At 66.6% G+C, this 25,433-nt stretch carries 26 protein-coding genes; 13 read left to right on the top strand and 13 right to left on the bottom strand.

Annotated features, from left to right (window positions below):
• Nucleotides 1-3 precede the first annotated feature (3 nt).
• The 4 genes from QA609_RS12340 (at nt 4) to QA609_RS12325 (ending at nt 2,740) form a co-directional block, all read left to right on the top strand.
• A complete protein-coding gene (locus tag QA609_RS12340; RefSeq protein WP_278302912.1) occupies nt 4-1,119 on the top strand; it encodes a hybrid sensor histidine kinase/response regulator in 1,116 nt (371 codons plus the stop codon).
• Nucleotides 1,120-1,240: 121 nt separating this feature from the next.
• Nucleotides 1,241-1,507 (top strand): hypothetical protein, encoded by a 267-nt coding sequence (locus QA609_RS12335; RefSeq protein WP_278302911.1) that lies wholly within the window; start codon nt 1,241-1,243, stop codon nt 1,505-1,507.
• A gap of 40 nt (nt 1,508-1,547) precedes the next feature.
• On the top strand, nt 1,548-2,291 hold the full coding sequence (locus QA609_RS12330) for a DNA polymerase sliding clamp (protein WP_278290661.1): 744 nt from the start codon (nt 1,548-1,550) through the stop codon (nt 2,289-2,291).
• Between the two features lie 134 nt (nt 2,292-2,425).
• On the top strand, nt 2,426-2,740 hold the full coding sequence (locus QA609_RS12325) for a HalOD1 output domain-containing protein (protein WP_278302910.1): 315 nt from the start codon (nt 2,426-2,428) through the stop codon (nt 2,738-2,740).
• 112 nt (nt 2,741-2,852) lie between these two features.
• Here the strand turns inward: QA609_RS12325 and QA609_RS12320 are convergent, their stop codons facing one another.
• Nucleotides 2,853-3,713, bottom strand: coding sequence for an alpha/beta hydrolase (locus tag QA609_RS12320; protein ID WP_278302909.1), 861 nt, complete (start codon nt 3,711-3,713; stop codon nt 2,853-2,855).
• Between the two features lie 165 nt (nt 3,714-3,878).
• Here QA609_RS12320 and priL point away from each other — a divergent pair, with 165 nt between their 5' ends.
• Together priL and QA609_RS12310 are read left to right on the top strand one after the other, a co-directional pair.
• Complete coding sequence (gene priL / locus QA609_RS12315; RefSeq protein ID WP_278302908.1) at nt 3,879-4,955, top strand: DNA primase regulatory subunit PriL; 1,077 nt, start codon at nt 3,879-3,881, stop codon at nt 4,953-4,955.
• Between the two features lie 139 nt (nt 4,956-5,094).
• The gene (locus QA609_RS12310) at nt 5,095-5,274 is read left to right on the top strand and encodes a hypothetical protein (protein ID WP_278302907.1); all 180 of its coding nucleotides are present in this window, start codon (nt 5,095-5,097) and stop codon (nt 5,272-5,274) included.
• A 71-nt stretch (nt 5,275-5,345) separates the two neighbouring features.
• On the opposite strand, the gene QA609_RS12305 is transcribed toward QA609_RS12310, so the two are convergent.
• Complete coding sequence (locus tag QA609_RS12305; protein WP_278302906.1) at nt 5,346-5,603, bottom strand: hypothetical protein; 258 nt, start codon at nt 5,601-5,603, stop codon at nt 5,346-5,348.
• Between the two features lie 250 nt (nt 5,604-5,853).
• Here QA609_RS12305 and QA609_RS12300 point away from each other — a divergent pair, with 250 nt between their 5' ends.
• The 3 genes from QA609_RS12300 to QA609_RS12290 all read left to right on the top strand — a co-directional run bounded on the left by QA609_RS12300 (nt 5,854) and on the right by QA609_RS12290 (nt 10,563).
• Nucleotides 5,854-6,504 carry an SWIM zinc finger family protein gene (locus QA609_RS12300; RefSeq protein WP_278302905.1) on the top strand — a complete coding sequence of 217 codons (651 nt, stop codon included), beginning with the start codon at nt 5,854-5,856 and terminating at the stop codon, nt 6,502-6,504.
• Between the two features lie 69 nt (nt 6,505-6,573).
• Nucleotides 6,574-8,445 carry an acyl-CoA dehydrogenase family protein gene (locus tag QA609_RS12295; RefSeq protein WP_278302904.1) on the top strand — a complete coding sequence of 624 codons (1,872 nt, stop codon included), beginning with the start codon at nt 6,574-6,576 and terminating at the stop codon, nt 8,443-8,445.
• Nucleotides 8,446-8,898: 453 nt separating this feature from the next.
• Complete coding sequence (locus QA609_RS12290; RefSeq protein ID WP_278302903.1) at nt 8,899-10,563, top strand: histidine kinase N-terminal 7TM domain-containing protein; 1,665 nt, start codon at nt 8,899-8,901, stop codon at nt 10,561-10,563.
• 3 nt (nt 10,564-10,566) lie between these two features.
• Here the strand turns inward: QA609_RS12290 and hjc are convergent, their stop codons facing one another.
• From hjc to QA609_RS12260, 6 genes are all read right to left on the bottom strand, one after another.
• Complete coding sequence (hjc, locus tag QA609_RS12285; RefSeq protein WP_278302902.1) at nt 10,567-11,085, bottom strand: Holliday junction resolvase Hjc; 519 nt, start codon at nt 11,083-11,085, stop codon at nt 10,567-10,569.
• A 41-nt stretch (nt 11,086-11,126) separates the two neighbouring features.
• Nucleotides 11,127-11,942: a CPBP family intramembrane glutamic endopeptidase gene (locus tag QA609_RS12280; protein WP_278302901.1), complete on the bottom strand. Its 816-nt coding sequence runs from the start codon at nt 11,940-11,942 to the stop codon at nt 11,127-11,129.
• Between the two features lie 88 nt (nt 11,943-12,030).
• Entirely contained in the window at nt 12,031-12,564 is a 534-nt protein-coding gene (locus tag QA609_RS12275) for a DoxX family protein (RefSeq protein WP_278302900.1), read from the bottom strand.
• 161 nt (nt 12,565-12,725) lie between these two features.
• The gene (locus QA609_RS12270) at nt 12,726-14,009 is read right to left on the bottom strand and encodes an adenosylhomocysteinase (protein ID WP_278302899.1); all 1,284 of its coding nucleotides are present in this window, start codon (nt 14,007-14,009) and stop codon (nt 12,726-12,728) included.
• Between the two features lie 60 nt (nt 14,010-14,069).
• Nucleotides 14,070-14,465, bottom strand: a complete 396-nt coding sequence (locus QA609_RS12265; protein ID WP_278302898.1) for a hypothetical protein — start codon at nt 14,463-14,465, stop codon at nt 14,070-14,072.
• Nucleotides 14,466-14,588: 123 nt separating this feature from the next.
• Nucleotides 14,589-15,881 carry an amidohydrolase gene (locus QA609_RS12260; protein ID WP_278302897.1) on the bottom strand — a complete coding sequence of 431 codons (1,293 nt, stop codon included), beginning with the start codon at nt 15,879-15,881 and terminating at the stop codon, nt 14,589-14,591.
• 537 nt (nt 15,882-16,418) lie between these two features.
• Between QA609_RS12260 and QA609_RS12255 the strand changes: the two genes are divergently transcribed.
• Both QA609_RS12255 and QA609_RS12250 read left to right on the top strand, forming a co-directional pair.
• Nucleotides 16,419-17,366 (top strand): polysaccharide deacetylase family protein, encoded by a 948-nt coding sequence (locus tag QA609_RS12255; RefSeq protein ID WP_278302896.1) that lies wholly within the window; start codon nt 16,419-16,421, stop codon nt 17,364-17,366.
• 9 nt (nt 17,367-17,375) lie between these two features.
• The gene (locus tag QA609_RS12250; protein ID WP_278302895.1) at nt 17,376-18,464 is read left to right on the top strand and encodes a GNAT family N-acetyltransferase; all 1,089 of its coding nucleotides are present in this window, start codon (nt 17,376-17,378) and stop codon (nt 18,462-18,464) included.
• Between the two features lie 24 nt (nt 18,465-18,488).
• Here the strand turns inward: QA609_RS12250 and QA609_RS12245 are convergent, their stop codons facing one another.
• The 3 genes from QA609_RS12245 to QA609_RS12235 form a co-directional block, all read right to left on the bottom strand.
• Entirely contained in the window at nt 18,489-20,015 is a 1,527-nt protein-coding gene (locus QA609_RS12245; RefSeq protein ID WP_278302894.1) for a polysaccharide biosynthesis C-terminal domain-containing protein, read from the bottom strand.
• Nucleotides 20,016-20,365: 350 nt separating this feature from the next.
• Nucleotides 20,366-21,151, bottom strand: a complete 786-nt coding sequence (locus tag QA609_RS12240; RefSeq protein WP_278302893.1) for an FkbM family methyltransferase — start codon at nt 21,149-21,151, stop codon at nt 20,366-20,368.
• Complete coding sequence (locus tag QA609_RS12235) at nt 21,148-21,978, bottom strand: hypothetical protein (protein WP_278302892.1); 831 nt, start codon at nt 21,976-21,978, stop codon at nt 21,148-21,150. Before QA609_RS12235 ends, QA609_RS12240 begins: the two co-directional genes overlap by 4 nt.
• 90 nt (nt 21,979-22,068) lie before the next feature.
• Between QA609_RS12235 and glmM the strand changes: the two genes are divergently transcribed.
• Together glmM and QA609_RS12225 are read left to right on the top strand one after the other, a co-directional pair.
• The gene (gene glmM / locus QA609_RS12230; protein ID WP_278302891.1) at nt 22,069-23,433 is read left to right on the top strand and encodes a phosphoglucosamine mutase; all 1,365 of its coding nucleotides are present in this window, start codon (nt 22,069-22,071) and stop codon (nt 23,431-23,433) included.
• A 57-nt stretch (nt 23,434-23,490) separates the two neighbouring features.
• Entirely contained in the window at nt 23,491-24,567 is a 1,077-nt protein-coding gene (locus tag QA609_RS12225) for a hypothetical protein (protein ID WP_278302890.1), read from the top strand.
• A gap of 83 nt (nt 24,568-24,650) precedes the next feature.
• Here QA609_RS12225 and QA609_RS12220 read toward each other — a convergent pair whose 3' ends face one another.
• On the bottom strand, nt 24,651-25,160 hold the full coding sequence (locus QA609_RS12220) for an HPP family protein (protein WP_278302889.1): 510 nt from the start codon (nt 25,158-25,160) through the stop codon (nt 24,651-24,653).
• A 49-nt stretch (nt 25,161-25,209) separates the two neighbouring features.
• Nucleotides 25,210-25,433 (bottom strand): universal stress protein (locus QA609_RS12215; RefSeq protein WP_278302888.1); only part of this gene is annotated, 224 nt, incomplete at its 5' end.

The raw sequence follows: 25,433 nt of genomic DNA, 5'->3' as shown, positions 1-25,433 counted from the left end.
GGTATGGTCGCTGAACAGTCTCTTCCCCACACATTACTGCTCGTCGAGGACGACGACCTGCAGGCGCGGCTCTACCGGACGATGCTGTACCGCGAGCGGGGAACGGAGCCGGTGACGACCGGCGAGGGGGGACACGAGACGGGCACGACCGTCGAGACCGTCCGAACGCTCGAGGACGCACGGACGGCGCTCGAGGACGACGCCGAGTCGTTCGATCTGGTGTTGCTCGACCTGAACCTACCCGATTCGCTGGGGCTCGAAACGCTGGATTCCGTTCTCGAGACCGTCGACGGGACGGGGGTCGTCGTTCTGACCGGGATCGACGACACCGAAATCGGACGAAAGGCCGTCGAACGGGGCGCGGAGGACTACCTGGTGAAGGATCGGGTGACGCCGCGACTGCTCGATCGAACGGTCACCTACGCCGTCGAACGGCGACGCCGAACGGCCGAGATCGAACGTCAACGAAGCGAACTGGCGGTGTTGCACTGGCTGGTGCGCCACGAGATCAGAAACGACGCTGCCGTCGTCCTCGGCTGGGCGTCGGCGCTCGATACGACGGACCCCGAGTCGGAACGGATCGTCTCCCGGATCGAGGAAGCCGGCGAGCACATCGTCGAACTCACCGAGTCGGTCGGGACGATGGTGGAGTCGCTCGAGGAGCCCCGGACCGAGCTCGTACCGATCGACCTCGTTGCCGTAGTCGAGGAGGAGATCGATCGGCTCGAGGCCCGGCACGGGGACTGTACGGTGACGTTCGATCGTCCCGAGGGGACGGTTTCGGTTCAGGCCGACCGATTTCTCAACGTCGTCGTCCGAAACGTGTTGACGAACGCGGTCGTCCACGGCGATGCGGAGGAAACGATAACCGTGACCGTCTCTCGCGGAACCGACGGCAGCGCGGAGTTGACGGTCTCCGACGGCGGGCCGGGCCTCTCGGCGACCGATCGTCGACGGGCTACCGAACGCGGCTACACCACGGACGAGGAGGGAATCGGCGTGGGCCTGTACCTCGTGCGAACGTTCGTCGATCGCTACGGCGGAAGCCTGGCCATCGAGAGCGCCCCGGAGCGATCGCCAGGAACGACCGTTCGGATCCGCCTCGAATCCGAGCGCTGACACGGCTGCGGGCGTCTACGCGCCTCGACGCCTCGACCGGGGTTCGGGCACGCAACGTTAACACGTCCGGTGGCGTTTCGCACACTGACGGGAGAGCGGAGAATCGATCAGCGTGCTCTGTATGGACGACGAGGCGGCACCCCGGACGGCGACGATCCTCGAGCGGCTTCGCCAGGGTGAGTACGACTGTCTCGTCTGCGAGTACGAGCTGCCGGGAACGGACGGGATCGAACTCCTCGAGGAGGTCGACACGAGGAGGGGGATCGACCCGTCTGAACCCTCGGTGAGTCGTCGTTTCCGACGGTCGGAGTTTTCGATTCGTCCAGGGACAGGTGCCGGGTCCCTCTCGCGAATATCTTCTTCGCGCCCGCGTCACGCTCGCGCGTAAAGAGTGCATTTTTATGGCGACCGTCCGTACCTCGATTCATATGTTCAAGGCCATCGTGAGCGCGGAAACGCTCACCAGCGCGCTCGATTCGGTGAGCGTGCTGGTCGACGAGTGCAAGATCCATCTCGAGGAGGAGGGGCTCGAAATCCGGGCCGTCGATCCCGCGAACGTCGGGATGGTCGACCTCTCGCTCGAGGCAACGGCGTTCGAGTCCTACGAGGCCGACGGCGGACTGATCGGCGTCGATCTCTCCCGACTCGAGGATATCGCCGGGATGGCCGACTCCGGGCAGCTGATCCAGCTCGAACTCGACGAGGAGACCCGCAAGCTCCACATCCAGATCGACGGGCTCGAGTACACCCTGGCGCTGATCGACCCCGACTCGATCCGCCAGGAGCCCGACATCCCGGAGCTCGACCTGCCCGCACGGGTCGTCCTCGAGGGGAAGGACGTCAACCGCTCGGTGAAAGCCGCGGATATGGTCTCCGACCACATCGCCCTGGGTGTCGACGAGGGCGAGGAGTACTTCTACGTCGACGCGGAGGGCGACACCGACGACGTCCACCTCGAGCTCACACAGGGAGACCTGATCGACCTGCAGGTCGGCCCGGCGCACTCGCTGTTCTCGCTCGACTACCTCAAGGACATGGACAAGGCGATCCCCGGCGACGCCGAGGTCACGCTCGACCTGGGCGAGGAGTTCCCGGTCAAGATCTACTTCGGGTTCGCCGAGGGGCAGGGACAGGTCACCTACATGCTGGCGCCGCGGATCCAGAGCGACTGACGCCGCCGTTTTCGGACCGTCACGTCCGATACCCACTCCTTCGCGTGCGACTGTATCTCACCCGAACCAGTATTTAAAAGGTCGATATGGTAAGCACCGCCCCTACCAGTTCCCTCCGTGTAGGGAAGACGCGCATGCCCTCCACCAGCGACCCCAGCGATAGCCGATACGAGGCAACGTTCGATCCCGCCGGTGACAGCGCCAGCGAGGCCGTCCTCGACGCGGTCGGGACCGCCGCCGACGTCGATCCGCTCGAGCTCGAGCCGCTGTACGCCGTCATCGATCCGGACGCGCTCGACTCGCTGTGTTCTCACGCCCGCCGAACGGACGGAAATCGAACCCACAGCCTTCGGTTCTCTTACGCCGGCTTCGACGTCGACGTTCGCACGGACGGCCGGATCCGCGTCACCGATCCCTCGAGCGCCGGCGTGTTCGTCGGTGGCGACTGAGACTACCGGACGGAACTACTCGAGAATCGGCCGCGACCGGCGGCCGTCCCTCTGGCGACGGCCACACTCGAGCGCCCGCCTTCGAGAACGAGTTTGTAGCCGGCAGGACGGCTTACTCGTGCTCCTCGAGGAACGAGCGTAGCGTCCGGTTGACCAGCTCCGAGTCCTCGATGAAAAAGGAGTGCGAGCCGCCCTCGACGAGTTCGAGGCGCGCGTCGGGAATCTTCTCGCCGAGCAGCTTCCCGTTCGCGACCGGGAGGACCCGGTCGTTGGTCCCGTGCATGACCAGCGTCGGCACCCGAATGCGCTCGAGCCGATCGCTCACGTCGAACTCGAGGGCGGCCGCCGCCTGGGCCTCGCGGGCCGGCGCGTCGGCGTCTTGCTCTAAGCGCCACTCGATGATGCGGTCCATCAGGTGCGGATTCCGGTTGGTGAACCGCTCGTTGAACGCGGGCCGCATCCGGTGACGGATGACCTCCCGTTCGCTCGCACCCTTTGGGGTGTCGAATATCTGCTCCTGGGTCTCGTCGGGAATCGGGACCGCGTCGACCCCGCCGTGGGTCGTACAGCAAAGCGTCAGCGTCTTCGCCCGGGAGTACTCGAGCGCGTAGCGCTGGGCGATCATCCCGCCCAGGCTCGCCCCGACGATGTGGGCGTCGTAGATGCCGACGTCGTCGAGGACCGCCTCGAGGTCGGCGGCCAGTCCCCCGATCGAGTACCCGGCAAACTTGAAGATCAGAGGAGCACGAAGTCTTCGGGGTAGTCGGCCCACGAGCGGTGGGAGGCCGGCCTCGGAGCGACCCGTGCCTCGGTTGTCGGGGGCGATGACACCGTAGTCGTCGGCGACGGCCTCCCGTTGCCAGCGCCACATCCACCGTCCGTAACCGAGTCCCTGCAGGAAGACGACCGGTGTCCCCTCTCCCTCGTCGCGTTCGTAGTAGATCGACACGCCGTCTCGAGTGACCCGTGGCATACGCGTGCCGACGCATCGGACGCCCTTGAAATCGACCCTCGAGGCAGAGCCGGCCCGCGAAATCGGTAACAGTGTGTTACCGACAGTAACATCGGTTTAGCTCCGAGCGCCGAGACGGCCGGACAATCAGGGCGCTTAACCTCCCCGAGTAACACTACGTTACCGATGGAGCGACTGCACGCCCGGTACCCGTTTCTCGAGGCCGCCCGCGAGGCCGTGGCGACCGAGGCCGTCGACCTGGCGACGATCGTCGAACAGGACGGGGCGGTCGTCGAGCGGGCGACGCAACGCGTGAGCACCGCGCTCGAGGACGGCGAAATCGGTGACCCGCACCGCGATCCCCGCATCGAACTGCTCTCCTACCCCGTCGCCCGCGTGCTCGTCTCGCTGGTCGACGAGGGGATCCTGATCCGCAAGTACGCCCGCGCCGAGTCGACGGCGGCCTTCGAGCGGTTCACGGCCGACTTCGAGGAGACCGTCGAGCTCAAAAGCGTCAGCTCGACTGGGCTCGATCTCGACGACCTGCTCGAGGAGTTCGACCTCACAAACGCCGTCCGACCGGTGGACGACGGGTACCGGATCGGCGTTGGCCGCTACCTCCCGCTGGCGGCGGGGCTTCGCGACGACCGGTGGCGGCTGGTCAACCGGGCGCTCTCGGGCGGCGAGGTACCGATCGAGGAGGACGAACTGCACACGCTGCTCCGGGAGGCGATCCGCGAGCGAATCGAGGAGGGACTTCCCTTCCAGGTGCCCGACGCGATCGCGACGACCCTCGAGAACGAGGCCGAGGAGATCCGTGAGGTGCTGGCCGAACTCGATCTCACCCGCGAGATCGACACCGTCGTCCCCGACCTGTTCCCGCCGTGTATGAAGGCGCTGCTCGACGACATCCAGAAGGGCGAACACCTGCCCCACCACTCTCGCTTTGCGATCACCGCCTTCCTGACGAGCATCGGCATGTCGACCGACGAGATCGTCGAACTCTACCGGGTGAACTCCTCGTTCGGCGAGGAGATGACCCGCTACCAGACCGACCACATCGGCGGCGAGACGTCGCCGACGGAGTACTCCCCGCCCTCCTGTGCGACGATGCAGTCCTACGGGGACTGCGTGAACAAGGACGACCTCTGCGAGCGCATTCCCCACCCGATGGCCTACTACGAGAAACGCATCGATCAGACCGACGAGGACGAACTCGAGGACTGGCGCGAGGGAACGGAGGAGTCGGCCGCCGGGGACTGATCGTCCGAACCGCCCGTTTCGGCAACCAACACCCACCTCCGGTTTCGGGTGCCGGGACAGAAGGAAGGCGGCGAATCCGCGGCCGAACACGTCGGTCCGAACGCAGTTTTATGTGAGATCGACCGATAGTGACGGCACGATGATACTCCAGGTTCCCGGTGGTCCGGAACTGCTCACGATCCTGTTACTGGCGGCGTTTTTCCTCGGGATCCCGCTGTTGCTGATCATCGGTGTCTACGAGTATCTCGACAGAAAGCGCGGCTACGAGCGACGGATCACGGCCCTCGAGCGGCGGGTCGACGAACTCGAGGAGGAGTAGTCAGGAAGCCGAGTCCTCGGCTCGCCGGCGGCTACGGAGGGTGAGTGGTTCGAGGCAGGACCCGTTGCCGCCTACGCTGCGTTCTGTGCGTCCGCGTCGTCGTCGAGGCCGTCGGCCGGATCGTTCAGCAGGTACGCCAGCCCGATCCCGACCGCGGTTAGCAGGAAGATGAAGCCGATGATGACGCCGACGAGCATCTCGCCGCCCTCGGGAGAGAGGGCGCTGTCCGCACCTCCGTACTCGCCGCCGATGGCGATCATGGCGCCGAGCATCAGGAGGACGGAGGTCACGGCCACGACGATTTCGATGATCCGCTCGCGCTCGAGCATTACCCGACGATTCCCCCGGCCCGTGCAAAAACGCTTCGAAGCGCCGCTCGAGCGGCGCCAGCCGGACCAGATCTCCCGTCTCTGAACGGGCCCCAGAGGCGTCGGATCCGGCGAAATCGGAACGTTATATATAAATCTCGAGCAGGAGCTTGCAAGCGGTCCGGTTATTTCCGTCGCTCGCCTATAATCGTCGAACAGCCAGTCGACCACGGAGCCGGCCGTTAGCCGGCGAATCACTACCGACGCACCCATGAAAACAACAGCGTCACCGAAGACACCGCTTCCAGTACCGTCCGACGACGCCCTCGAGGAGCGCTCGCGCCGCGCCCGCACCGAACCCATGTCGGTGCTGGCGCTCGGCGAGGGGCTCTACGAGGTCGAGTCCGCGAGCGACCACACCTACCTCGTCGACCTCGAGGGCGGGCGCTGTACCTGCCCCGATCACGTCTTCCGCGGGGTACGGTGCAAGCACGTCCGCCGCGTCGCCATCGAGATCAACGAGGGGCGAACGCCCCCGCCCGGCGAGCGAGCCGTCGACTGTCACGACTGCGACGAAACCGTGTTCGTCGACGAGAACGCGACCGGGCCGGTCTACTGCGACCGCCACGCGATCCGATCGGGTGATACCGTCGTCGACCGCGAAACCGGGGATCGACTCACGGTCGTCGACGTCTCGGACCTGCGGGCCGACGCGGTCCGGATCCAGGCCACGGGCGAGTCGGTCGCCGACTACGCGACGAACGAGAACTACGCGCCCGACGTCCCCGTCGTCGGTGCCGTCTACCCTCACGCGACGGTCGCGCCCAACGGCGTCGTTCCCGAGTCGCTACGGGTGTACGTCTTCCCTCGCACGCGACTCGAGAAACGCGTCCTCGGCTGGAATCGCCCCGCGACGGCGTAACAACGCCCGACAACGGGAGACCGGTTGGATAGCTTTCGTTTTTTGATACTCGAGACCGAGTGTCAGGGTATGGACGACGGGATCGACTACGGCCGCTACGAGGAAGGCCGGAACGTCAACTACTGGGAACTCGACCGGACTCTACAGCGCGAGGTCCGTCGAACGTACGCCGACGATGCGTTCGCGTGGGCCGAACCCCGCTTCGAGGCGTTCGGCGAGACCGTCGGCCACCTGATCGCCGACAACGCCGACTACATCGACGATCACGGACCCGAACTCGAGCCCTACGACAAACACGGCGAGATTCAGAATCGGGTACGCTATCCCGCCGAACAGGTCGAGAACGAACGCCTCGCCTACGAGGCCGGGATCGTCGCCGACGCCTTCGAGGCTCCGCCCGGTCGCGAGGAGCCAATGGCGCTGTCGCACAACCTCGCGATGCAGTACCTGCTGTGTTACGCCGATCCCGGCTTCGACTGTCCGGTGGCGATGACCGCCGGCGCGGCACTCGTCCTCGAGAAGTTCGGCGACGAGAGTCTCGAGCCCTACCTCGAGGCCCTGACGAGCCGCGACTACGACGACCTGATCGAGGGGGCGATGTTCCTCACCGAGAAGCAGGGCGGCAGCGACGTCGGGGCCAACGAGACCCGCGCCGAGTACGACCACGACGCGGAGTGCTGGCGCCTGTACGGCGAGAAGTGGTTCTGCTCGAACGTCGACGCCGAGGGGACGCTCGCGCTCGCGCGGACCGCTGGCGCGCCCGAGGGGACCGCGGGGCTCTCGATGTTTCTCGTTCCTCACGCCGACCCCGACCGATTCGACGGCCCGGTGACGAAGGGCGACCGGCTCGAGGACGGACCGCTCCCGCCAGAGAAGGTCAACGACCAGCTCTACCGCCGCCTGAAGGACAAGCTGGGAACGATCTCGGTGCCGACGGGCGAAGTCGAGTTCACGGGCGCGGCGGCGATCCTCGTCGGCGATGAGGAAAACGGGTTCCGGCAGATGGCCGAGATGCTCAACCTCGAGCGGCTGTCGAACGCCGCCGCGTCCTGCGGGATTATGGGTCGGGTGCTGCTCGAGAGCAAGATCTACGCCGCGAACCGGGAGGCGTTCGGGAAGCCGATCGACCAGCACCCGCTGATGCGGGCGGATCTGGTCGACATGGCCGTCGACCACGAGGCCGCGACGACGTACGTCTTCGAGGCCGCGCGGCTACTGTCGGAACGAGAACGGGCGGAACGGACCGGCAAGGACGGCGACGAAACCGACGGCGCCTACCGGCTGATGCGACTGCTGATCCCGATCGCGAAACTGCGCACCGCTCGGATGGCCGTCGACACCGCCTCCTACGGGATGGAGGTCCACGGCGGTAACGGCTACGTGAACGAGTTCGTCACCAACCGGATGCTCCGGGACGCCCAGGTGCTTCCGATCTGGGAGGGGACCGAGAACGTCCTCTCGCTGGACGTGCTGCGGGCCCTCGAGCGAGAGGACGCCCACGAGCCGCTGCGGGAGGCGATCGAAGAGCGCCTCGAGGGTGTCTCCCACCCGGCGCTCGCCGATCCCGTCGAGACCGTCGAGAGCGAGTACCACGAGCTGCTGGGCGCACTCACGACGCTGGCCGGCGAGGACGGCGAGTACGCCCAGCTGTCGGCCAAGCGCCTGGCCCACTACGTGTTCGACGTGTTTACCGCCACACTATTGCTCGAACGGGCTCAGGAAAGACTCGAGAACGGGAACGGTCGGACGGCGCTCGTCGCGATTCGGTTCGTCGCGAACGAACTCGAGCGCCCGGAGGGCCGCGGGATCGCGGACGGGGAGCGGTTCGCGCTCGAGGCGTTCGAGCCGATCGTTCGGTACGCATCAGTCGACCCCGAGCGGCTCTCGGGTATCAGCGGTGTCGAAAACGCGCCGGAAGGAGCTTGGAACGATCGGGGGTAGCGGTCGCGACAATCGGCTCGAACGGGAGGAGCGCGTTTGCCACTGTCCAGGTCGTCGTGGCTATCGTGGTGCTGTCGCCAGGCGGAACGTTCGGACTGTTCCGCCTCGAGCTTCCGATCGGACTGACCGGACCCACGTCCGTCTCCATCTTTGTGGTGTCGACTGGGCGAAGCCGGATTCGATTCGAGGAGTCCATGCGCGACACGACCGGACTGATGGGAACTGATCGACGGAGCCGCGGAAACCTTCCTCGAGCGGACGCGCGTTTCGGCGGTCGTCTCGAGAACGTACTGTTCTGTTCGCTCACTATACTATACTATCGTACAATAAATTCATTGGCTCGTGAATCCGAAACAGAACGATGGGAGAACAGCGTTCGGATACCGTCGGCGGAGCCCGGAGAGCGCCGGCGGGAGAAGTACGCCGCACCTTCCGACGACGAAGAGGGTAGCCGTGTACGGGGTGACCGATTCGGACGTCATCTGGGCGAGCCACCTCGTAGCCGCGGGACTGATGATCGCGCTTGCGGTCTACGTCGGGCGCAGCCACTCGGAGAAGCCGCTCGGTCGCCTGTTCGTCTGCATGGTCGTGGCCGTCGCCGTCTGGGTCGTCGGATCGATGGCCCGACTGTTCACGCTCGATCCGACGGCGTACGTCGTCCTCACCGCCGTGAAGTACCTCGGCGTCACGACGGCACCGATCTGGTTCCTGCTGTTCGTACTGCGGTACTCCGGACGGGACCGTTGGGTGACTCGTCGACTCGCCGCGGTCCTGTTCGTCGGGCCCGTACTGACCGTCCTGGTCGTACTCACCACCCAGAGCCACGGGCTGTTCTACGCCGAGTTCGCCGTCGCCACCGTCGGGGAGATGGCAGTCCTGGAACGGAGTCGAGGGCCGGGGTTCTGGCTGTTCGCCGCGTTCGGATGGGGACTCCTCGCGCTGGGGACCGTACTCCTCCTGCTGACGGCGATCGGGCAGCCCGCGATCTACCAGAAGCAGTCGTTCGTCATCGTCCTCGGTATCGTCGTCCCCTGGATCGTCGGTATCGCGTACGTCTTCCGCGGCTGGCCCCATCCGACGGTCGATCCGACGCCGATCGGGTTCGCTGTCACGGCCGTTCTCTTCGGCATCGGTATCTTCACCACCCGTCTCATCGACGTCGTCCCCGTAGCCCGGTCGCGACTGCTCGACGCGCTGGACGACGGCGTCGTCGTCGTCGACGCCGACGGCCGTCTACTGGACGCCAACGCCACCGCGCGGGAGTTGCTCGGCGACGAGACGGTCGGAACCGACATCGAAGTGGCACTCCCGCCCGAGTTCGACGTCGACGGCGGCGAGCACGTCCTCGAGACGGAGGCCGGCCGACGGGTGTTTCGGCCACGGACGATCGAACTGACCGACAGTCTCGGACGGAACACCGGACGGGTGATCTACCTGGACGACGTGACGGAGCTCATCGAGCGCGAGCGACGCAGCGTGCTTCAGCGCGTGTTTCGCCACAACATCCGCAACGACCTGAACGTGACCGTCGGCTATCTCGACCTCCTCGAGGAACGGGTTCAGCCGGCGGACCGCGAGTACGTCGACCGGGCTCGAACGAGCGCGACCCGCGTTCTCGAGTTAAGCGAGAAGGCCCGGCAGTTCGAGCGGGCGATCGACTCCCAGGACGGCCGGACGACTGCATCAGCCACAGCGGTCGTCGAACGGGTAGTCGAGGACGCTCGAGGCGAGTATCCGCAGGCGCAGTTCACCGTCGATCTCGACGGCGGGGCCGGCCCCGTCACCGTCATCGACGAGGAGAGTTTCCGGACCGCGATCGCGAATCTGATCGAGAACGCGGTGCTCCACAACGACACGGAGCGACCTTCGGTCTCCGTTCGCGTCGTCGACGGGGACGACGCCGTGCGGATCGAGGTCGCCGACGACGGGCCCGGGATTCCAAAGCAGGAACTCGCTGCGCTCCAGGCCAACGCGGAAACCCCCCTCGAGCACGGGAGTGGGTTCGGACTCTGGCTGGTGAAGTGGACGGTCTCGCTGTCGTCGGGTGAGCTCTCCTTTTCGGAGAACGAGCCCCGGGGCAGCGTCGTCACGGTTCGGCTCCCGGCCGCCGACTCCTAAGGGCTACTCGAGCAGCTCCGCGGCCTCCTCGACCTCCATCACGCCCTGCTTGACGGCGTTGAGCACGCGGACGACGTCCTCGTCGGGGGCGGCATCGGGCTGGTCGACCTCCTCGAGAGTGACCTTCTCCGAATCGCCGACGAACTCGGGGAAGTCGGTGCCGTCGGCGAGCGCGGTCTCCTTCTTGACGCGGTAGTTCCCGCCGTCGGTGACGTGGAGATCCGCGGGGTGGAAGAAGTACCAGTCCTCGCGGTCGAAGCGAACGCCGATGCGGGGTTTCGCGCCGAAGTTCTGTGCGAAGTACGTCAGCGCCTCGACCTCCTCGCCGGTGAGGTAGATCGGATCGCCTGCGCTCGATTTCGCCTCGATCGCGTAGAAGGTGTCGCCGTCACCGGCGAGCACGTCGGGAAGTTCGCGGTCCGTCGCTGCACCGCTCGCGGGCGCGCGCATCACCGCGAACCCGGCCTCGTCGAGCGCGTTGACGAGCTCTCGTTCGCGGCGGCCGCCCTTCGCGTGGGACATACCGGTGAGTCACCGGTCGGGAGTAATAAACGGGGCGAAGCTCAGAGCGCGACTGCAAGCGCGTCGAGGCCGACGGCCATCATCTGCTCGAACTCTTCGGGCGCGAAGCGCAAGACGAGATAGAGGATCGCGAACTGGAAGGCGTTGAACGCGGCGTGGGCCGCCGTCGGCACGATGAGGTTGTCCGTTTTCGCGTAGAGGTAGCCGAAGATGACCGAGCCGAAGAACACGACTGTCAGCGAGACGCCGATCGCGCCGAGCGGAGCGAGCCCGCCGTCGGCCGCCAGCGCGTAGGCGGGGATGTGGACCAGGGCGAAGATGACGCTCGTGACGACGACGGCGCTCATCCGCGAGAAGGCGGCGTAGAGGCGCTTCTGGATGACGTTCCGGAAGAGGAACTCCTCGGCGGGCGCGTTGAAGAGGAAGACGACGACGATCATGAGCAACACCATGTTCGGATCGTCGCCGACCAGTTCGACGACCTGATTCTCCGAGGAGGGAAGCTGGAGCACCGTCGCGACGATGTTGACGAGCATCACGAACGCGATGCTGCCGACGATGCCGGCCAGTACGTATCCCCAGCCGCGCCGCGTCGGCATCCGGAGGTCGAGCCAGTCCCAGCCGCGTTCGGTCCACCAGAGGTAGAACCCGCCGACGAGGAAGAATCCCAGGAAGTTCAGCGTCAGCAGGACGAACGTCGCTGTGTTCGATGCCTCCGCGGGCGACTCGAGCAGCGCGGGATCGAGCAGGAACGCCGGGAGCGTCGTAAACTGCGACGCGACGATCGCGGCGACCGAGAGGAAGACGGCGACGAGGAGCGATCTAACCTGGCCGTCCGCCCGGTCTACTGTTGCCATGTGCCGGCCTAGGGGTAGGCCACTCTTGGGCGTTCCTCTTTCAGCTGAAACCAATATGAAAAGAGCAGGAGCCAGAGGCGGTCATCGATCAGCCGAGCAGGTACCGGAGTTTCGGGTAGCGCTCGACGATCGGGTGGCTCTCGAGGTAGCGGTCGACGCCGAGGATCCGTCCCGCGGCGAGGGCCCCGAGGACCAGGAACACGGCGGCGTAGACGAGCTGGTCGTTGACCAGTCCGCCGGCGACGTCCCAGCTGCCGAAGTAGAACATCACCATCTGGATCGAGGCGCCCAGCGCGGCCAGACGGACGAACGCGCCGGCGAGCAGCGCGACGCCGATCAGCACCTGGGTGACCGGGACGATCACGTCGACGGCGGCCATCAGCGTGCCGTTCGCCGCCATCGCGCCGAAGACGGCGCTGGCCGGGCTCGCCGGGTCGACGTTCGCCAGGTAGCCGTAGGCGCTGAAGTCGCCGACGAGTTTGCTCCAGCCCGCCGCGAGCATAACCCAGCCCATGAGCAGGCGCAGTCCGAAGACCGCCCAGACGCCCAGCTGGTGGGGTCGTCCGTCTATCGTTACGCCTCCGAGGCGGCTCTCGAGTCGGTTTGTAGTGGGTGTTTGCATGATCGTTCTCCTCGTACAGCTATACGTACGACGGACAACGACGTATATATCGCAGCTGATTCCCACCGTCAGGGAAACTAACTACAACTGTTGAAAGGTTCCCTTATTCCGGGTGACGAGAAAATCGTCTCGGGAGAGCTCGAGAGAGGGGAGTAAGAAACTTACGTCCCGTGGTCCCAGCTATCCATGTACTCGCGCTGGGTGTCGGTTAGCGCGTCGAAGTCGACGCCCTCGGCCTCGAGTTTGATCTCGGCGATCTCCCGATCCAGGTCGTCGGGGACGTCGTGGACGCCCGCGTCGTAGGCGTCGCTGTTCTCGAGCATCTCGCGAACGCAGACCGCCTGAATACCGAAGCTCTGGTCCATCACTTCGACGGGGTGGCCAAGCGAGATCGGCGCGGCGAGGTTGACGAGTCGACCCTCGGCGACGACGTTGAGTCGGCGACCGTCCTCGAGTTCGTAGGCCTCGACGCCGTCTCGAGCCTCGTAGCGGTCGACGGCGAGCTCATCGAGCGCCTCGAGGTCGATCTCGATGTCGAAGTGGCCCGCGTTGGCGAGCAGGACGCCGTCCTGCATGTTCTCGAAGTGCTCTTCGACGATGACGTCCCGGTTTCCGGTGGTCGTCAGGAAGACGTCGCCCGTCTCGGCCGCGTCGGCCATCGGCATGACCTCGTAGCCCTCCATGTGGGCCTCGAGCGCGCGGCGGGGTTCGACCTCGGTGACGATGACGTTCGCGTTCTGGCCCGACGCCTTCCGGGCGACGCCCTTGCCGCAGTAGCCGAAGCCGGCGACGACGACGTCCTTGCCCGCCCACGAGAGGTTCGTGGTCATCGCGATCGAGGCCAGCGAGGACTCGCCGGTGCCGTGGACGTTGTCGAACAGCCGCTTCATCGGCGTGTCGTTGACGGCAAAGACGGGGTAGTCGAGCGCGCCGTCCTCGTCCATCGCGCGCAGGCGGTGGACGCCCGTAGTGGTCTCCTCCGCACCGCCGACGATGCCGTCGATCAGTTCGGGGTAGTCCTCGTGGATCGCCGCGACGAGGTCCATCCCGTCGTCGACAGTGACGGTCGGCTCGTGGGCGATGACGGCCTCGATGGCGTCGTAGTACTCCTCGTCGTCGACGCCGCGTTTCGCGTAGCTCGTGATCGACTCGTGGGCGTCGAGCGCCGCCGAGACGTCGTCGTGGGTCGACAGCGGGTTGCAGCCCGTTACCGCAACGTCGGCGCCACCCTCGGCGAGCGTCTCGACGAGCATCGCGGTCTTGGCCTCGACGTGCATCGCCATCGCGATGCGTTCGCCCTCGAAGGGCTGGTCGTCGACGAACTCCTCGCGGACGTGCTCGAGGATGGGCATGTGCTGGGCGGCCCAGTCCATCTTGCGACGACCCTCCTCTCGTGCGGACTCGAGGTCGTCCAGCTGATCGCTGATCGGCGGATACTCGGTCATGTGTCGGTGGAGGGCCAGGGCGGGGAAAACGCTACCGAAGTGCCGAGGGAGCGGTGTCGATCACCAGCCGACCGTTCGGTGGCGCTCGTCGGCGAGCCGAAGCGCGATACTGCCTACCAGAAGGCCGATTCCGAACGCGGGAATCCGCGCGGCCTCCGCTTCGGTGCCGGCGACGGCAGCCCCAGCGGCCCAACTCGCGGCCGCGGCGACCACCGATAACGCGACGAGTCCTGCGAAGCCGACGCTCGGGCGGTTCGTTCGGCGCAGGATCATCAGCAGCAACGGGCCGGTCGCGACCCCGGCGACGAGTGGGATCGCCGCGCCGATCGACGCGAACGCCCGAACGTCGACGACGAAGAGATGCGTGCCAGTCAGCAGAACCAGTCCGAGAACTAGCTCTCGGAGTAGTAGACTCGAGGGCGCGTACGCCGCGTCGGTCGAGCGCGTTCGCGACATGTGTCAATTCGATTGCTATTATGTGTCAGTAAACTATTCGGTCTCGTCCGGGTGAGCCGCCGGCCGACAAACCGAACGGCGGCCACAGAAACAGGGCAGAAACGGTCGATCCAACCCGTCGCGCTACTCCTCGGCGCGAGCAACCAGCGACTCGGCTGCCTCGCTCGCCCGCTCGAGCACCGCGTCCTCCTCGAGGGTCAGCACCTCCCGGTCGCGCATGAGGACCTGTCCGTCACAGATCGTGTGGCGGACGTCGGACGCGGCCGCGGCGTAGGCGAGGTGGCTCACCAGGTCGTGAGCCGGCGTCAGGTGGGGCTCCTCGAGGTCGATCACGGCGAGGTCGGCGGGCGCGCCTTCCTCGAGGCGACCCGACTCGAGTCCGATCGCGTCGGCCGTGCGGTGGGTGAGCATCTCGGTGACCCGTTCGGCAGACACCGCACTCGCGTCCTCGGCGGCGAGCTTGCCGATCATCGCGGCGTCACGGGCCTCGTCTAACATCGAGAGGTCGTTGTTCGAGGCCGCGCCGTCGGTCCCGAGTCCGACCGTCACGCCCGCCTCGAGCATGCGCTGGACCGGGGCCATCCCGCTGGCCAGTTTCATATTCGAGGCCGGACAGTGGACCACGCCTGTCCCCGCTTCCGCGAGCAGGCCGATCTCGCTCTCGTCGACGTGGACGCCGTGGGCGACGAAGTCCTCGGGCTCGAGCATCCCCAGCTCGGCGGCGTACGCGAGGGGGCGAACGCCCTCGGACTCGACGATCGGCGTCACCTCGTCGGCTGTCTCGTTGGCGTGGTAGTGAATCGGGACGTCGGCCTCGCGGGCCTTCGGGACGAACTCCTCGAGGTACTCCCGGCCGACGGTCGTCAGCGAGTGCGGCATAAACGCCGTCGAGATCCGGCCGTCCGCGGCGCCGTCGTACTCGCGGGCGAACGCGAGGCTCGTCTCTAAGTCCTCGCGGGCCCCCGCGTCGTCCTTGACGACGGTGACGACGCCGTGACCGAGCCGCGCGCGAAGCCCCGCTCGGTCGACGGCGTCGACGATTTCGGGCATCTCGAAGTACATATCGGCGAAGGCGGTCGTCCCGCCTTTGATCATCTCGAGCAGTCCCAGCTCCGCTCCGGTCCGAACGTCGTCAGGAGTGAGTTCGCCCTCGGCCGGCCAGATGTCCTCCCGAAGCCAGCTCTCGAGCGGTTTGTCGTCGGCGTACCCCCGCAGGAGCGTCATCGCGACGTGGCTGTGACCGTTGACGAGCCCGGGGGTCACGAGCGCGCCCGAGGCGTCGAGCGAGTCCTCGGCCTCGAGGTCGGCCCCGACCTCGAGGATCTCGCCGTCGTCCCGGTCGATCAGTACATCCGCGCGCGTCACCGTCCCGTCGGGCAACAGCACCTGTCCGCCGGTGATCGAAAGCGTCGCCATCGGTTCGGATTTCTCGTCGGCCCGCCTTAGCGTGTCGATTCGACGAGCGGGCTCGAGGGGCACAAACCTTGGCCCGCCAACCGTTTCACAGTGACAACGCCGCCTGCCACCACTTATCACGATGATAGCGAACGCTGCCGTCGCGACCGAACGAGCAACGATCGCCGCAGAAATCGCACCCGGGAGCGGCGTCGGACCGTTCGCGGAGCGAAATCGGGCGCCTTCGCGAGGCGGATCGATCGAACGGCAGGCAGCTGCCGGCCGTGATAACGCCGTTCGACTACTGTAACTCGAGCGAACTCTTTACTCGGCTTTCGGCCACTACAGCGGGGTTCGAACGGCGAGAAACCGTAGTAATATTCGGACTTTTGCTTAACAGATTAAACACTATACCCGGTAAAACCCACGCTCCGACAGAGATGAATCGTCAACAGTACGCGGCGAAGGGGCTGCAGGTCGGCCGTCTCTCTGCGCTACGCCGGGCGAGCGATGGATGCTCGCGAGCAACCACCGTCGCGGATACGCTCGGGTGATACGATGGGGAAAGTAGTCATCTCTCTCGACGCGGAACTCGGCTGGGGGTTTCACGACAGGGAGGTTCCGGAGTCGCTGCTCCGGAACACACGCGAGAACTGGCTTCACCTCCGGGACCTGTTCGACGCCTACGAGGTTCCGGCAACCTGGGCGGTCACCGGCCACCTGTTTCTGGACTCCTGTCCGCGCTGTCACCGGGACCACCCGGCCGGCGAGCGCTGCTGTCAGCACGCGGTCGGCGACCTCGAGGCGAACGACGTCTGGTGTGCGGACGAACTCGTCGGGGAGATCGCGGACGCCGCCGTCGACCACGAGATCGGTGGCCACGGCTTCACCCACGTTCACCTCGAGCACGAGCGGATGAGCGAGGAGTTCGCGGCCCGTGAAATCGAAAACTGCACCCGGGCCGCGGCTCAAAAGGGGTACGACCTCTCGTCGTTCGTCTTCCCGGTCAACAGGGTCCGCCACCGGGACCTGCTCGCAGAGCACGGGTTCGAGTGTTATCGCGGCGTGAACCGGCTGCTCGAGGAGCGTGGGACGATCGGCCGACAGCTCACGAAGGTCTCGAGTGCGGTCGTCGGGAAACCGACGCCGCCGATCGTCGAACCGCACGTCGACGAGTACGGGCTCGTCAACGTTCCGGCGTCGATCTACCTGTTCAACTTCGGCCAGGAGTACGAGAAACCGTTCGCCGCGCTCGGGAAAGATCCGGTCCTCAGACAGGTCAAAGCCGGGATCGACGAGGTCGCCGAGACCGACGGCGTCTTACACCTCTGGCTACACCCCCACAACCTCCGGACCCCCGCCCACCACCGGCGACTTCGGTCGATCGTTCGGCATATCGACCGTCGGCGCGAATCCAGTGATCTCCGCGTCGATACGATGGGCGGCATCGCCGACGACGTGCGGCGGGCGGAACGCTCTCGACCCGTACGCGCGAAGTCGTTGTAACTACACACGATGTCCGACCCGTACGAGATCCGGCGATACGAACCGGCCGACAGAGAGCCGTTCCTCGAGCTGTTCGAGGAGGTGCTCGGCGGACGGATGGGAACGGACTGGTTCGCCTGGAAGTACGAGGCGAACCCCTACGTCGACCACGTTCCGATCGTCGTCGCCGAGCGCGACGGCGAACTCGTCGGCGCTCGATCGTTCTTCCCGCTCCGGGTCGCCGCGGGAGACGACCGGTACGACGCCTTCGAGCCCTGCGACTCGATGGTTCACCCCGACCACCAGCGACGCGGGCTCTTTACCCGGATGACCGAACGCGCGATCGAACGCTACGAGGACGACGTCGACCTCTTCTTCAACTTCCCGAACCACCGCTCGCTGCCGGGTAACCTCAAGCTCGGCTGGCGGGTCGTCGGCGAGCGGGAGACCTACTACCGGATCCAGAACCCGACCGCATGGCTCCCGGCTCTCGAGCCCGTCGAGGCACTCGCCCGGACCGCCGCGAGCAGTTACGGCGCGCTCAGGGACCGCCGCGCCGACTCGAGCGACGCGGTCGATCGGTCGCGGTACGACGGGGTGCCGGCTGCGACGCTCGCGGCGCTGGCCGACGCCGAGACGGTGTCGGCGTTTCACGTCGTTCGCGACGAGCCGTTCTACGAGTGGCGCTTCGAGAACCCGCTGTGGAGCTATCGGACCGTTCTCGCGACCCGCAACGGGGACGCCGTCGCAGCGCTGGTCTACGGCCGGCGAGAGCGAGCCGACGGGCCGACGACCGTTCGGATCGTCGACGTGCTCCCGCTTGCGGCGGGAACCGAGGCGTACCGAACCGCGATCCTGTCGGGACTGCTCGAGGACATCGTTCGGGAGAACGCGGACGCCGACGTCCTCGTCACCCCCGGCTCGGTGATCCCGGACGGTGCGCTCCGGGCGCGCGGGTTCCACAGCGATCAGCGACCGCCCCTGACGTGGGCTACCTCCTCGTCGACCCACGTCGTCAGACCGTCGGGAACGGAGCCGACGGACTGGACCCTCTCGGGCCGTCGGCTCACGGACGCCTCGAACTGGCGGCTCGCGTTCTGCGAGGTCGACAGCGGCTAGCGATCGCGTCGTCTCGTGGCACGGCTACCGGAGGCTCGAGCCGAACTGGCCGATCGGGTCCGGCGCCGACTCGAGGAAGTCGACGATTTCGTCGACGTCGACCGCACCGAAGAGGATCGAGAGTCCGAAGAAGACGATCGCGCCGACCGGCGGGACGACGATCAACGAGACGGGGAGGTCGAAGACGACCAGCGGGATGGCCGAGCCGCCGAGGAGCTCCGTCAGGAGGAAGATCGGAATCGCCGCAGAGACGCCCACGAGTATCGCCCGCGGGATTCGGGCGTCCGCGGCCGGATAGAACCCGATCGCCCTGGCGCTCCAGAGATGGAACACGAACATGAGCCCGTAACTGATACTGGTTGCAACGGCGGCGCCGTACATCCCGTACGGAGGGATCAGCAGTCCGTTGAGTGTAACGTTGATTATCGCTGCCGCACCGGTCGCGACGATCAGCTTTCGGAGGTCGCCTTTCCCCTGACCGATCGCGAGGACCGGTCGTGCCAGGGCGAACCCGACGCAGCCGGGGAGCAACAGGAGGATCGGCACGTAGCTCGCGATGTAGTCGTCGGGGTAGATGATCGGTAGAGCAACCGGCGCGAGCGCCGCGAGACCGACCGCCAGCAGCAGGGTGAACAACAGCGTGTACCGCGTGATGCGGGCAGCGAGCGAGTTGATCCGCTCGCGGTCGTTGTTCGCCCAGATGTTCGACGTCGAGTGCAGGAGGACGTTCTGAAGCGCCAGCGGGACGATCCAGAGGAACTCCGCGAGAGTGAGCGCGATCCGATAGTAGGCGGTTTCCTGGGCAGTGGTGAAGAAGCCGAGCATCACGACGTCGACCTCGTACAGCGACGTCAGAAACAGGATCAGCACGATGCTGAGCCCGTTGTACGCGAAGAGTTCACGGCGCGGAAACTCCCGCGAGGGAATCTTGAACAGCGCCTTCGTCAGCGGTACCTGCCGGTGGATCGCCGCCAGACCGATCAGCGACGTTACCACCGCACCGGTCATGTGGCCGATCAGCACGCCAGGAATGCCGTATCCGACGTATGCGAGCCCGACGCCCACGGTGATAAACAGGATCTTGTCGAGAAAGAGCAGCGGTTCGGAGTAACGCTCGAGGCCGAATCCCATCAGCGTTCGGCGCGTGTACTCGCGAAACTGGGAGGTGAAGACGAGCAGCGAGAGGAGATAGAAGTACGTCTGGTAGGAGGCGCCGAGGTGGTTCTGAATGAAACCGGATCGGGCCGCCAGTGCGAGGAAGAAACAGCCGATGGCGGCGAGCAACAGCGCCAGTCGGAGGTAGAACCCGACCACGTGTTCGTCCCAGTGAGGAGTGTCGCGTTGTTCCGCGACGTACTTCCGTACGCCGTCGCCGACGCCCGTGCTGACGAAGATCATATAGATCGCGAAGATGGACATCAGGACCGCGTAGTCGCCGTACCCTTCCCCGAGGAACCGGGTCAGCAGCGGTGAGGAGAGAAAGTCGAGACTAATGAGGAGAAACTTCACGCCGAGGATCGAGAGAAAGCCGCTGGTGATGCTCCGCTTCATTCGTTAGGGGGTGTTTCGAACGCTGCCCGAAGAGTGCATCGTGTTCCGATCCCGATCGACTTTCTCCCCTTTCGCTCGATCGGAGCGTCCGCCAGGGAGACGGCGGTCGAATCGACGCCGAGGACGGCACCGAAGTCGTGTTTCCGATTTCGTATCGACGAGCTACCGTTCGAACGCCGTCGTACGGCCGACCGGCAAAGCGGGAAGAACGACGACCCACAGAGCAGAACCATCGATCGGTCGTACCGACGCTCGAGGGATTATTATACGGTAAATAAGCGACGCGGTCGCCGGAGATCCCGGCTCGAGCGGCCCGTAGACCGCGTTTCCGTGCCTGTTGTTCCGTGTAATCACTCCCCGCGGAGCTCACAGCGCCAGTACGTCTCTCGCTCCCGAACCTGGTAGCCAACGGCCTCGAGCGCCGCTCTCGTCTCGGCCGGGGCGTCGTCCTCGAGCCCCTCCCGATGGATCTCGACGAACACCGTCGGTTCGTGTCGCTCGAGGACCGCTCGAGCGCCGCGAACCACCGCGGGTGCGGCCCCCTCGACGTCGATCTTGATCGCGTCGGGCGCCGGCAACCCCGAGACGAGATCGTCTAGCCGACGAACCGGAACCGGTCGGACGTCGGCGACCGAGGCCTCCCAGCGGGTGGCGCCGGCCCGGTCGAACGCCGAGAGCTCGGGGTACGTCGAGACGTAGAACGGACGGTCGCCGCGCTCGTCGCCGATCCCACAGGCTCGGACGTCGATCCGATCCTCGAGCCCGTTCAGTCGGACGTTCGCGCACAGTCGGTCGGCTGTTCGCGGTGCGGGTTCGAAGGCGACGACCCGTCGATCCGGCGCGTCGGTCGCCAGCGCGAGCGCATAGATTCCGACGTTCGCGCCGACGTCGTAGACGACCGCCGAGGGACCGCAGCAGGCCTCGAGCTCCGCGAGCATTCGGTCGTCGCCGTGGCGGTTGAGCGGTTCGTAACACCGGAACGTTCCCGCAGGCGTCCGGTTCCGGCGCAGGAACAGCTCTCGATCGTAGTTCGAGGCCGCCAGCCGGTAGTAGGCGCCGTAGCCCAGCCCACGGAGGGTCCGAAACGCTCGCGTCCCGAGATCGGATCGCTCGAGCCGCTCGAGGACGGTGCTCACGCGGGGACGACGGCCAGCCCCGTGACGCCGTCGATCCCGAGGGTCTGGGAGCGCCACTCGCCGTCGGTCGCCGCGAGGAACCGGCCGTCGGCGGTGACGGCGTAGACCGCGTCGGCGTAGCCGACGTCGACGATCTCCCCGGGCACATCGAGCTCGCGCCACTCCCCGACCTCCTCGCCGTACTCGTAGACACTCGTCTCCGAGACTGCGTGTGCCCGGACGAGACTCCCCGGCTCGGATCGGGGGTCCGCAGCGACGACCTCGAACGAGCCCTCGAGAACCTCCATCCAGCCGTTGCCGAGCTTGTAGAGGCCGTCGGCGGTGGCGGCGAGCGGAACGCCCGCGGCCGACACGTCGCGGACGTCGGTAAGCCCGGCGTGATCGAGCCCGCCGTCGTGGACGCGGTAGACGCCTCGATCGGTCGCGAGGAGGTCGCCGTCGATCGCCCGAACCGTCGGTTCGAACCCGTCGGAAAGCGTTTGCCACTCGTCGTCCTCTCGATAGGCGACCCGTCCGTCCGGGCCCGCAGCGAGCAGCCTGGACCCGTCGGCGCCGACCGCGACGGCGGAACCGAACCCGGTTCCGACGAGCTCGGCGTCGCTCGCGTTGGCCGCGGGCTCGAGCAGTTCGACGTCGTCGTCGGTCGCGACGGCGATCCCGTCTGCGGTCGCGGCGACGTCGACGGCGTCACGGCGCTCACAGAGCCCGAACTCGCCGACCGTATCGCCGGCGACCCGCACGCGGACGACACCGAAGGAACTCGCGACGTAGATCTGAGTAGCGCCCTCCCGATCGCCGTAGACGCGTTTCTCCTCGATCGAATCCATGATTCGAGGATCGGGACGGCGAACCGAAAGCGTTCCGTCTGTCCGTCGGCTTCGGAACCCATTTGGGGGGGCCAACCCGACTACTACGTGATGCAAGTATTCGGATCGAGCGGGACGCGGGGCGTCGCCAACGAGGAGCTGACGCCCGCGTTCGTCCTGCGCGTCGCGAAGGCAGCGGGGACGGCCTGGGGGGTCGGCCGTATCGCGATCGCGCGCGACACGCGATACACCGGCCAGATGCTCGCCGACGCCGCCGCGAGCGGGCTGGCGAGTACGGGGACCGACGTCGATCGGCTCGGGATCATGCCGACGCCGGGCGCACAGGCGTACGCCGAACGGGAGGGAGTCCCCGTCATGGTCATCACGGCCTCGCACAACCCGCCGCAGTACAACGGCGTCAAGCTCGTCGACCGCGACGGCGTCGAACTCGCCGTCTCCGACCTCGAGTCGATCGAGGAGACGCTGCTCGCAGAGGCGTTTACCGTCGCCTCCTGGGACGAGACCGGGCGCGTCCGCGAGGTCGAGGGCGCCAGACGCGAGTACGTCGACGAACTGCTCGAGGCGGTCGACCGCGAGCGGATCGCCGACGCCGACCTGACGATCGCGCTCGACCCCGGCCACGGCGCCGGCTCGCTGACCAGCCCGGAGTTCTTCCGTCGGCTGGGCTGTCGGGTCGTCACCGTCAACGGCCAGCCCGACGGCCACTTTCCCGGTCGCGATCCGGAGCCGGTGCTGTCGAACCTCGGCGATCTGGGCCGGCTCGTCCGGTCGACCGACGCCGACATCGGAATCGCCCACGACGGCGACGGCGACCGCGCGATCTTCTTCGACGAGACCGGCGAGTACGTCGAGGGCGACGCCACGCTGGCCGCGCTCGCGGCGGCCGAACTCGGGCCCGAGGACACCACCGTCTCGGCGGTCAACGTCTCCCAGCGCCTGGTCGACGTCGTCAACGAGATCGGTGCCGAACTCGAGTTGACTCCGATCGGATCGACGAACATCATCACCAGGATCCGAGAGCTCGAGGCCAAGAACAAGCACGTCCCCGTCGCCGGCGAGGGGAACGGCGGGATCTTCTTCCCGAACTACCGGCTCACCCGCGACGGCGCCTACACCGCCGCGCGGTTCCTCGAACTCGTCGCCGAACGGCGGGTCAGCGAGATCGTCGCCCCCTACAGCGGCTACGCCAACGTCCGGCGTAACATCGAGTACGAGTCGACGGCCGAGCGCGACGCGATGCTCGACGCCGCGGCCAACCACGCCCAGGAAGCCGACGCCGAACTCAACACGCGCGACGGCTACCGACTCGATCACGGCGACGCGTGGGTGCTGGCCCGACCGTCCGGAACCGAGCCCCTCGTCCGCATCTACGCCGAGGCCCGCGACGGCGACCGGGCGAACGGACTCGCCGACGAGATGTACGAGGCCCTCTCGGCGGCGAAAAACGACGCCTGAACCGGAGCGGCTGCCGGCAGCAGTTCTTTCGGCCTCGAGGACCCATCGATCGAACGGATGGGGGACGAGTCGACACAACGCCGCCACGAGGTCGCCGACGAGGACGACACGCCCCAGTCCCAGCCCGATCCGCTCGTTGGAGCGGAGTCACGGACCGACGCCTGGCTCCACTGGCTCTACCTCCACGGCGACCGGCGGGCCGTCTCCGGACTCATGCTCGTCGCCACGTTCGTCGCCTCCCTGGCGTTGATCCGGAGTTCGCTGATCACCCCCGCTGCGGCCGACGACGTCGTCGCGATCTCCTCGACGCTGATCGGCGGGATGCTGCCCTTTATTACCGTCGTGCTGGCGATCAACCAGCTGATCCTCTCCGAGGAGTTCGGGACGACCGGGGCCTTCTTCGAACGCATCGAGGAGACCGCCGACTTCCGGAAGTCGATCGAATCACACACCGGCGTTCGGCCCAGTCCCGCGGAGCCGTCCGCGCTGTTGCGGACGCTGATCGAGGCCAAGCGCCGAACGAGCCTCGGCCTCCGAAACGTCTGTCTGGATGCGGAAGCGGAGCTGCGCGAGGACGTCGAGGAGTTCGTCTCGGCGACGATCCCGCGGGACGACGACTCGATCGACTCGCTCGGGGAAACCACGTTCGGCACCTTCGAGGTGATCTCGGTCATCCTCCACTACAACGATCCCTGGCAGCTCCAGGAGGTCAGAAAGATCAGCGAGTACCACCGGTTCGAGCTCTCGGCGGCTGCCGACGACCAGCTCGAGCGCCTCGAGGAGCTGCTGGGCGATATCCACGTCTGCCGGCAGTACTTCAAGACGGTGTACATGCAACAGGAGCTGGCGGATCTCTCGAAGATCCTGCTGTACGTCGGCTTCCCGACGCTGCTGGCCGGGGCCTTCATCGTCCTCTCGTACGGCAACCTGCTCGCCCTCGAGTTGCACTCCTACGTCTACGTCGTTGTCGTCGCCGCGACGATCACGGCGCTGTTCAGCCCGTTCGCCGTGTTGCTTGCGTACGTCCTCCGGATCGCGACGATCGCACGGCGGACGGCCGCAGACTTCGGTCCGTTCGTGCTCCAGCAACAGCTCCCCCGCGAGGACCTCGAGACGAGCGACGCCGGTGACTGATGTGGATCGCTGTACCGATGTACCGCCCAACCGCGACCCGGATCGGGGTTGTGCCGGAGATAGCCTACAGTAAACCGTCTGAGCTACGGTCGCAGCTCTTCGCCGTAGCGCGCGCCGACGCGCTCGGTCGCCAGCAGCAGCCGGTGGACGACGACGAGCAAGACGACCGCGAGCACCATCAGCGTCCCCTCCCACAGCGTCGAGAGCAAGCCGAGCGAGACGATCAGCGTCGTCGCGCAGGCGGGCGGGTGGCGTGTGTCGGTCGCGAGCATCCCGCCGACGGTCAGCATCGTCGCGACGACAGCGCTGGCCGCGAGCTGGAGCCCTGCGAGCGATCCCGGTGCCGTCGCCGAGGTCATGCTGACGCCACCGGCGAACGCGTGGTAGGCGATCAGTCCGGCGACGACGCCGATCGCGTGGCCCCCGATCACCCGTCGCGGCGAGGTCGCGTCGCTGTCCTGGAACAGCGCCAGCACGAACGCGGACGGACCGAGGCTCGGAAACACCATCGGCAGCCCCGAGAGCCAGGCGACGCCGGCCGTCGTCAGGATGAGCAGGCCGGTGTGAAGCGTCGTTCCGGTCCGATCGTCCATACCCGTCCCTCCGAGAGTCGCCATGAAAACCCCGCTGGTTCCAGCTCGCTTACCGTTCGGACGGGACGATCGTGACCGGAACCGGCGACCGCCGGGCGACCTTCTCGGCGACGCTACCGAGCAGCATCCGCGAAACGCCCGATCTCCCCTCGCTTCCCATGACGATCTCGTCGACACCGGCCTCGACGACGTACTCGAGGATCGCGTCGGCGGCCTGACCCTCGAGAACGCGGGTCTCGATTCGCCGTCCGTGCTCCTCGGCGAGCCGCGTGG

Origin of the sequence: Natronococcus sp. A-GB7 (genome assembly GCF_029688865.1) — an archaeon.
In the GTDB taxonomy this organism is placed as follows: domain Archaea; phylum Halobacteriota; class Halobacteria; order Halobacteriales; family Natrialbaceae; genus Natronococcus.
The sequence above is the reverse complement of the archived record's forward strand: the minus strand, read 5'-3'. Positions and strand labels throughout refer to the sequence as shown.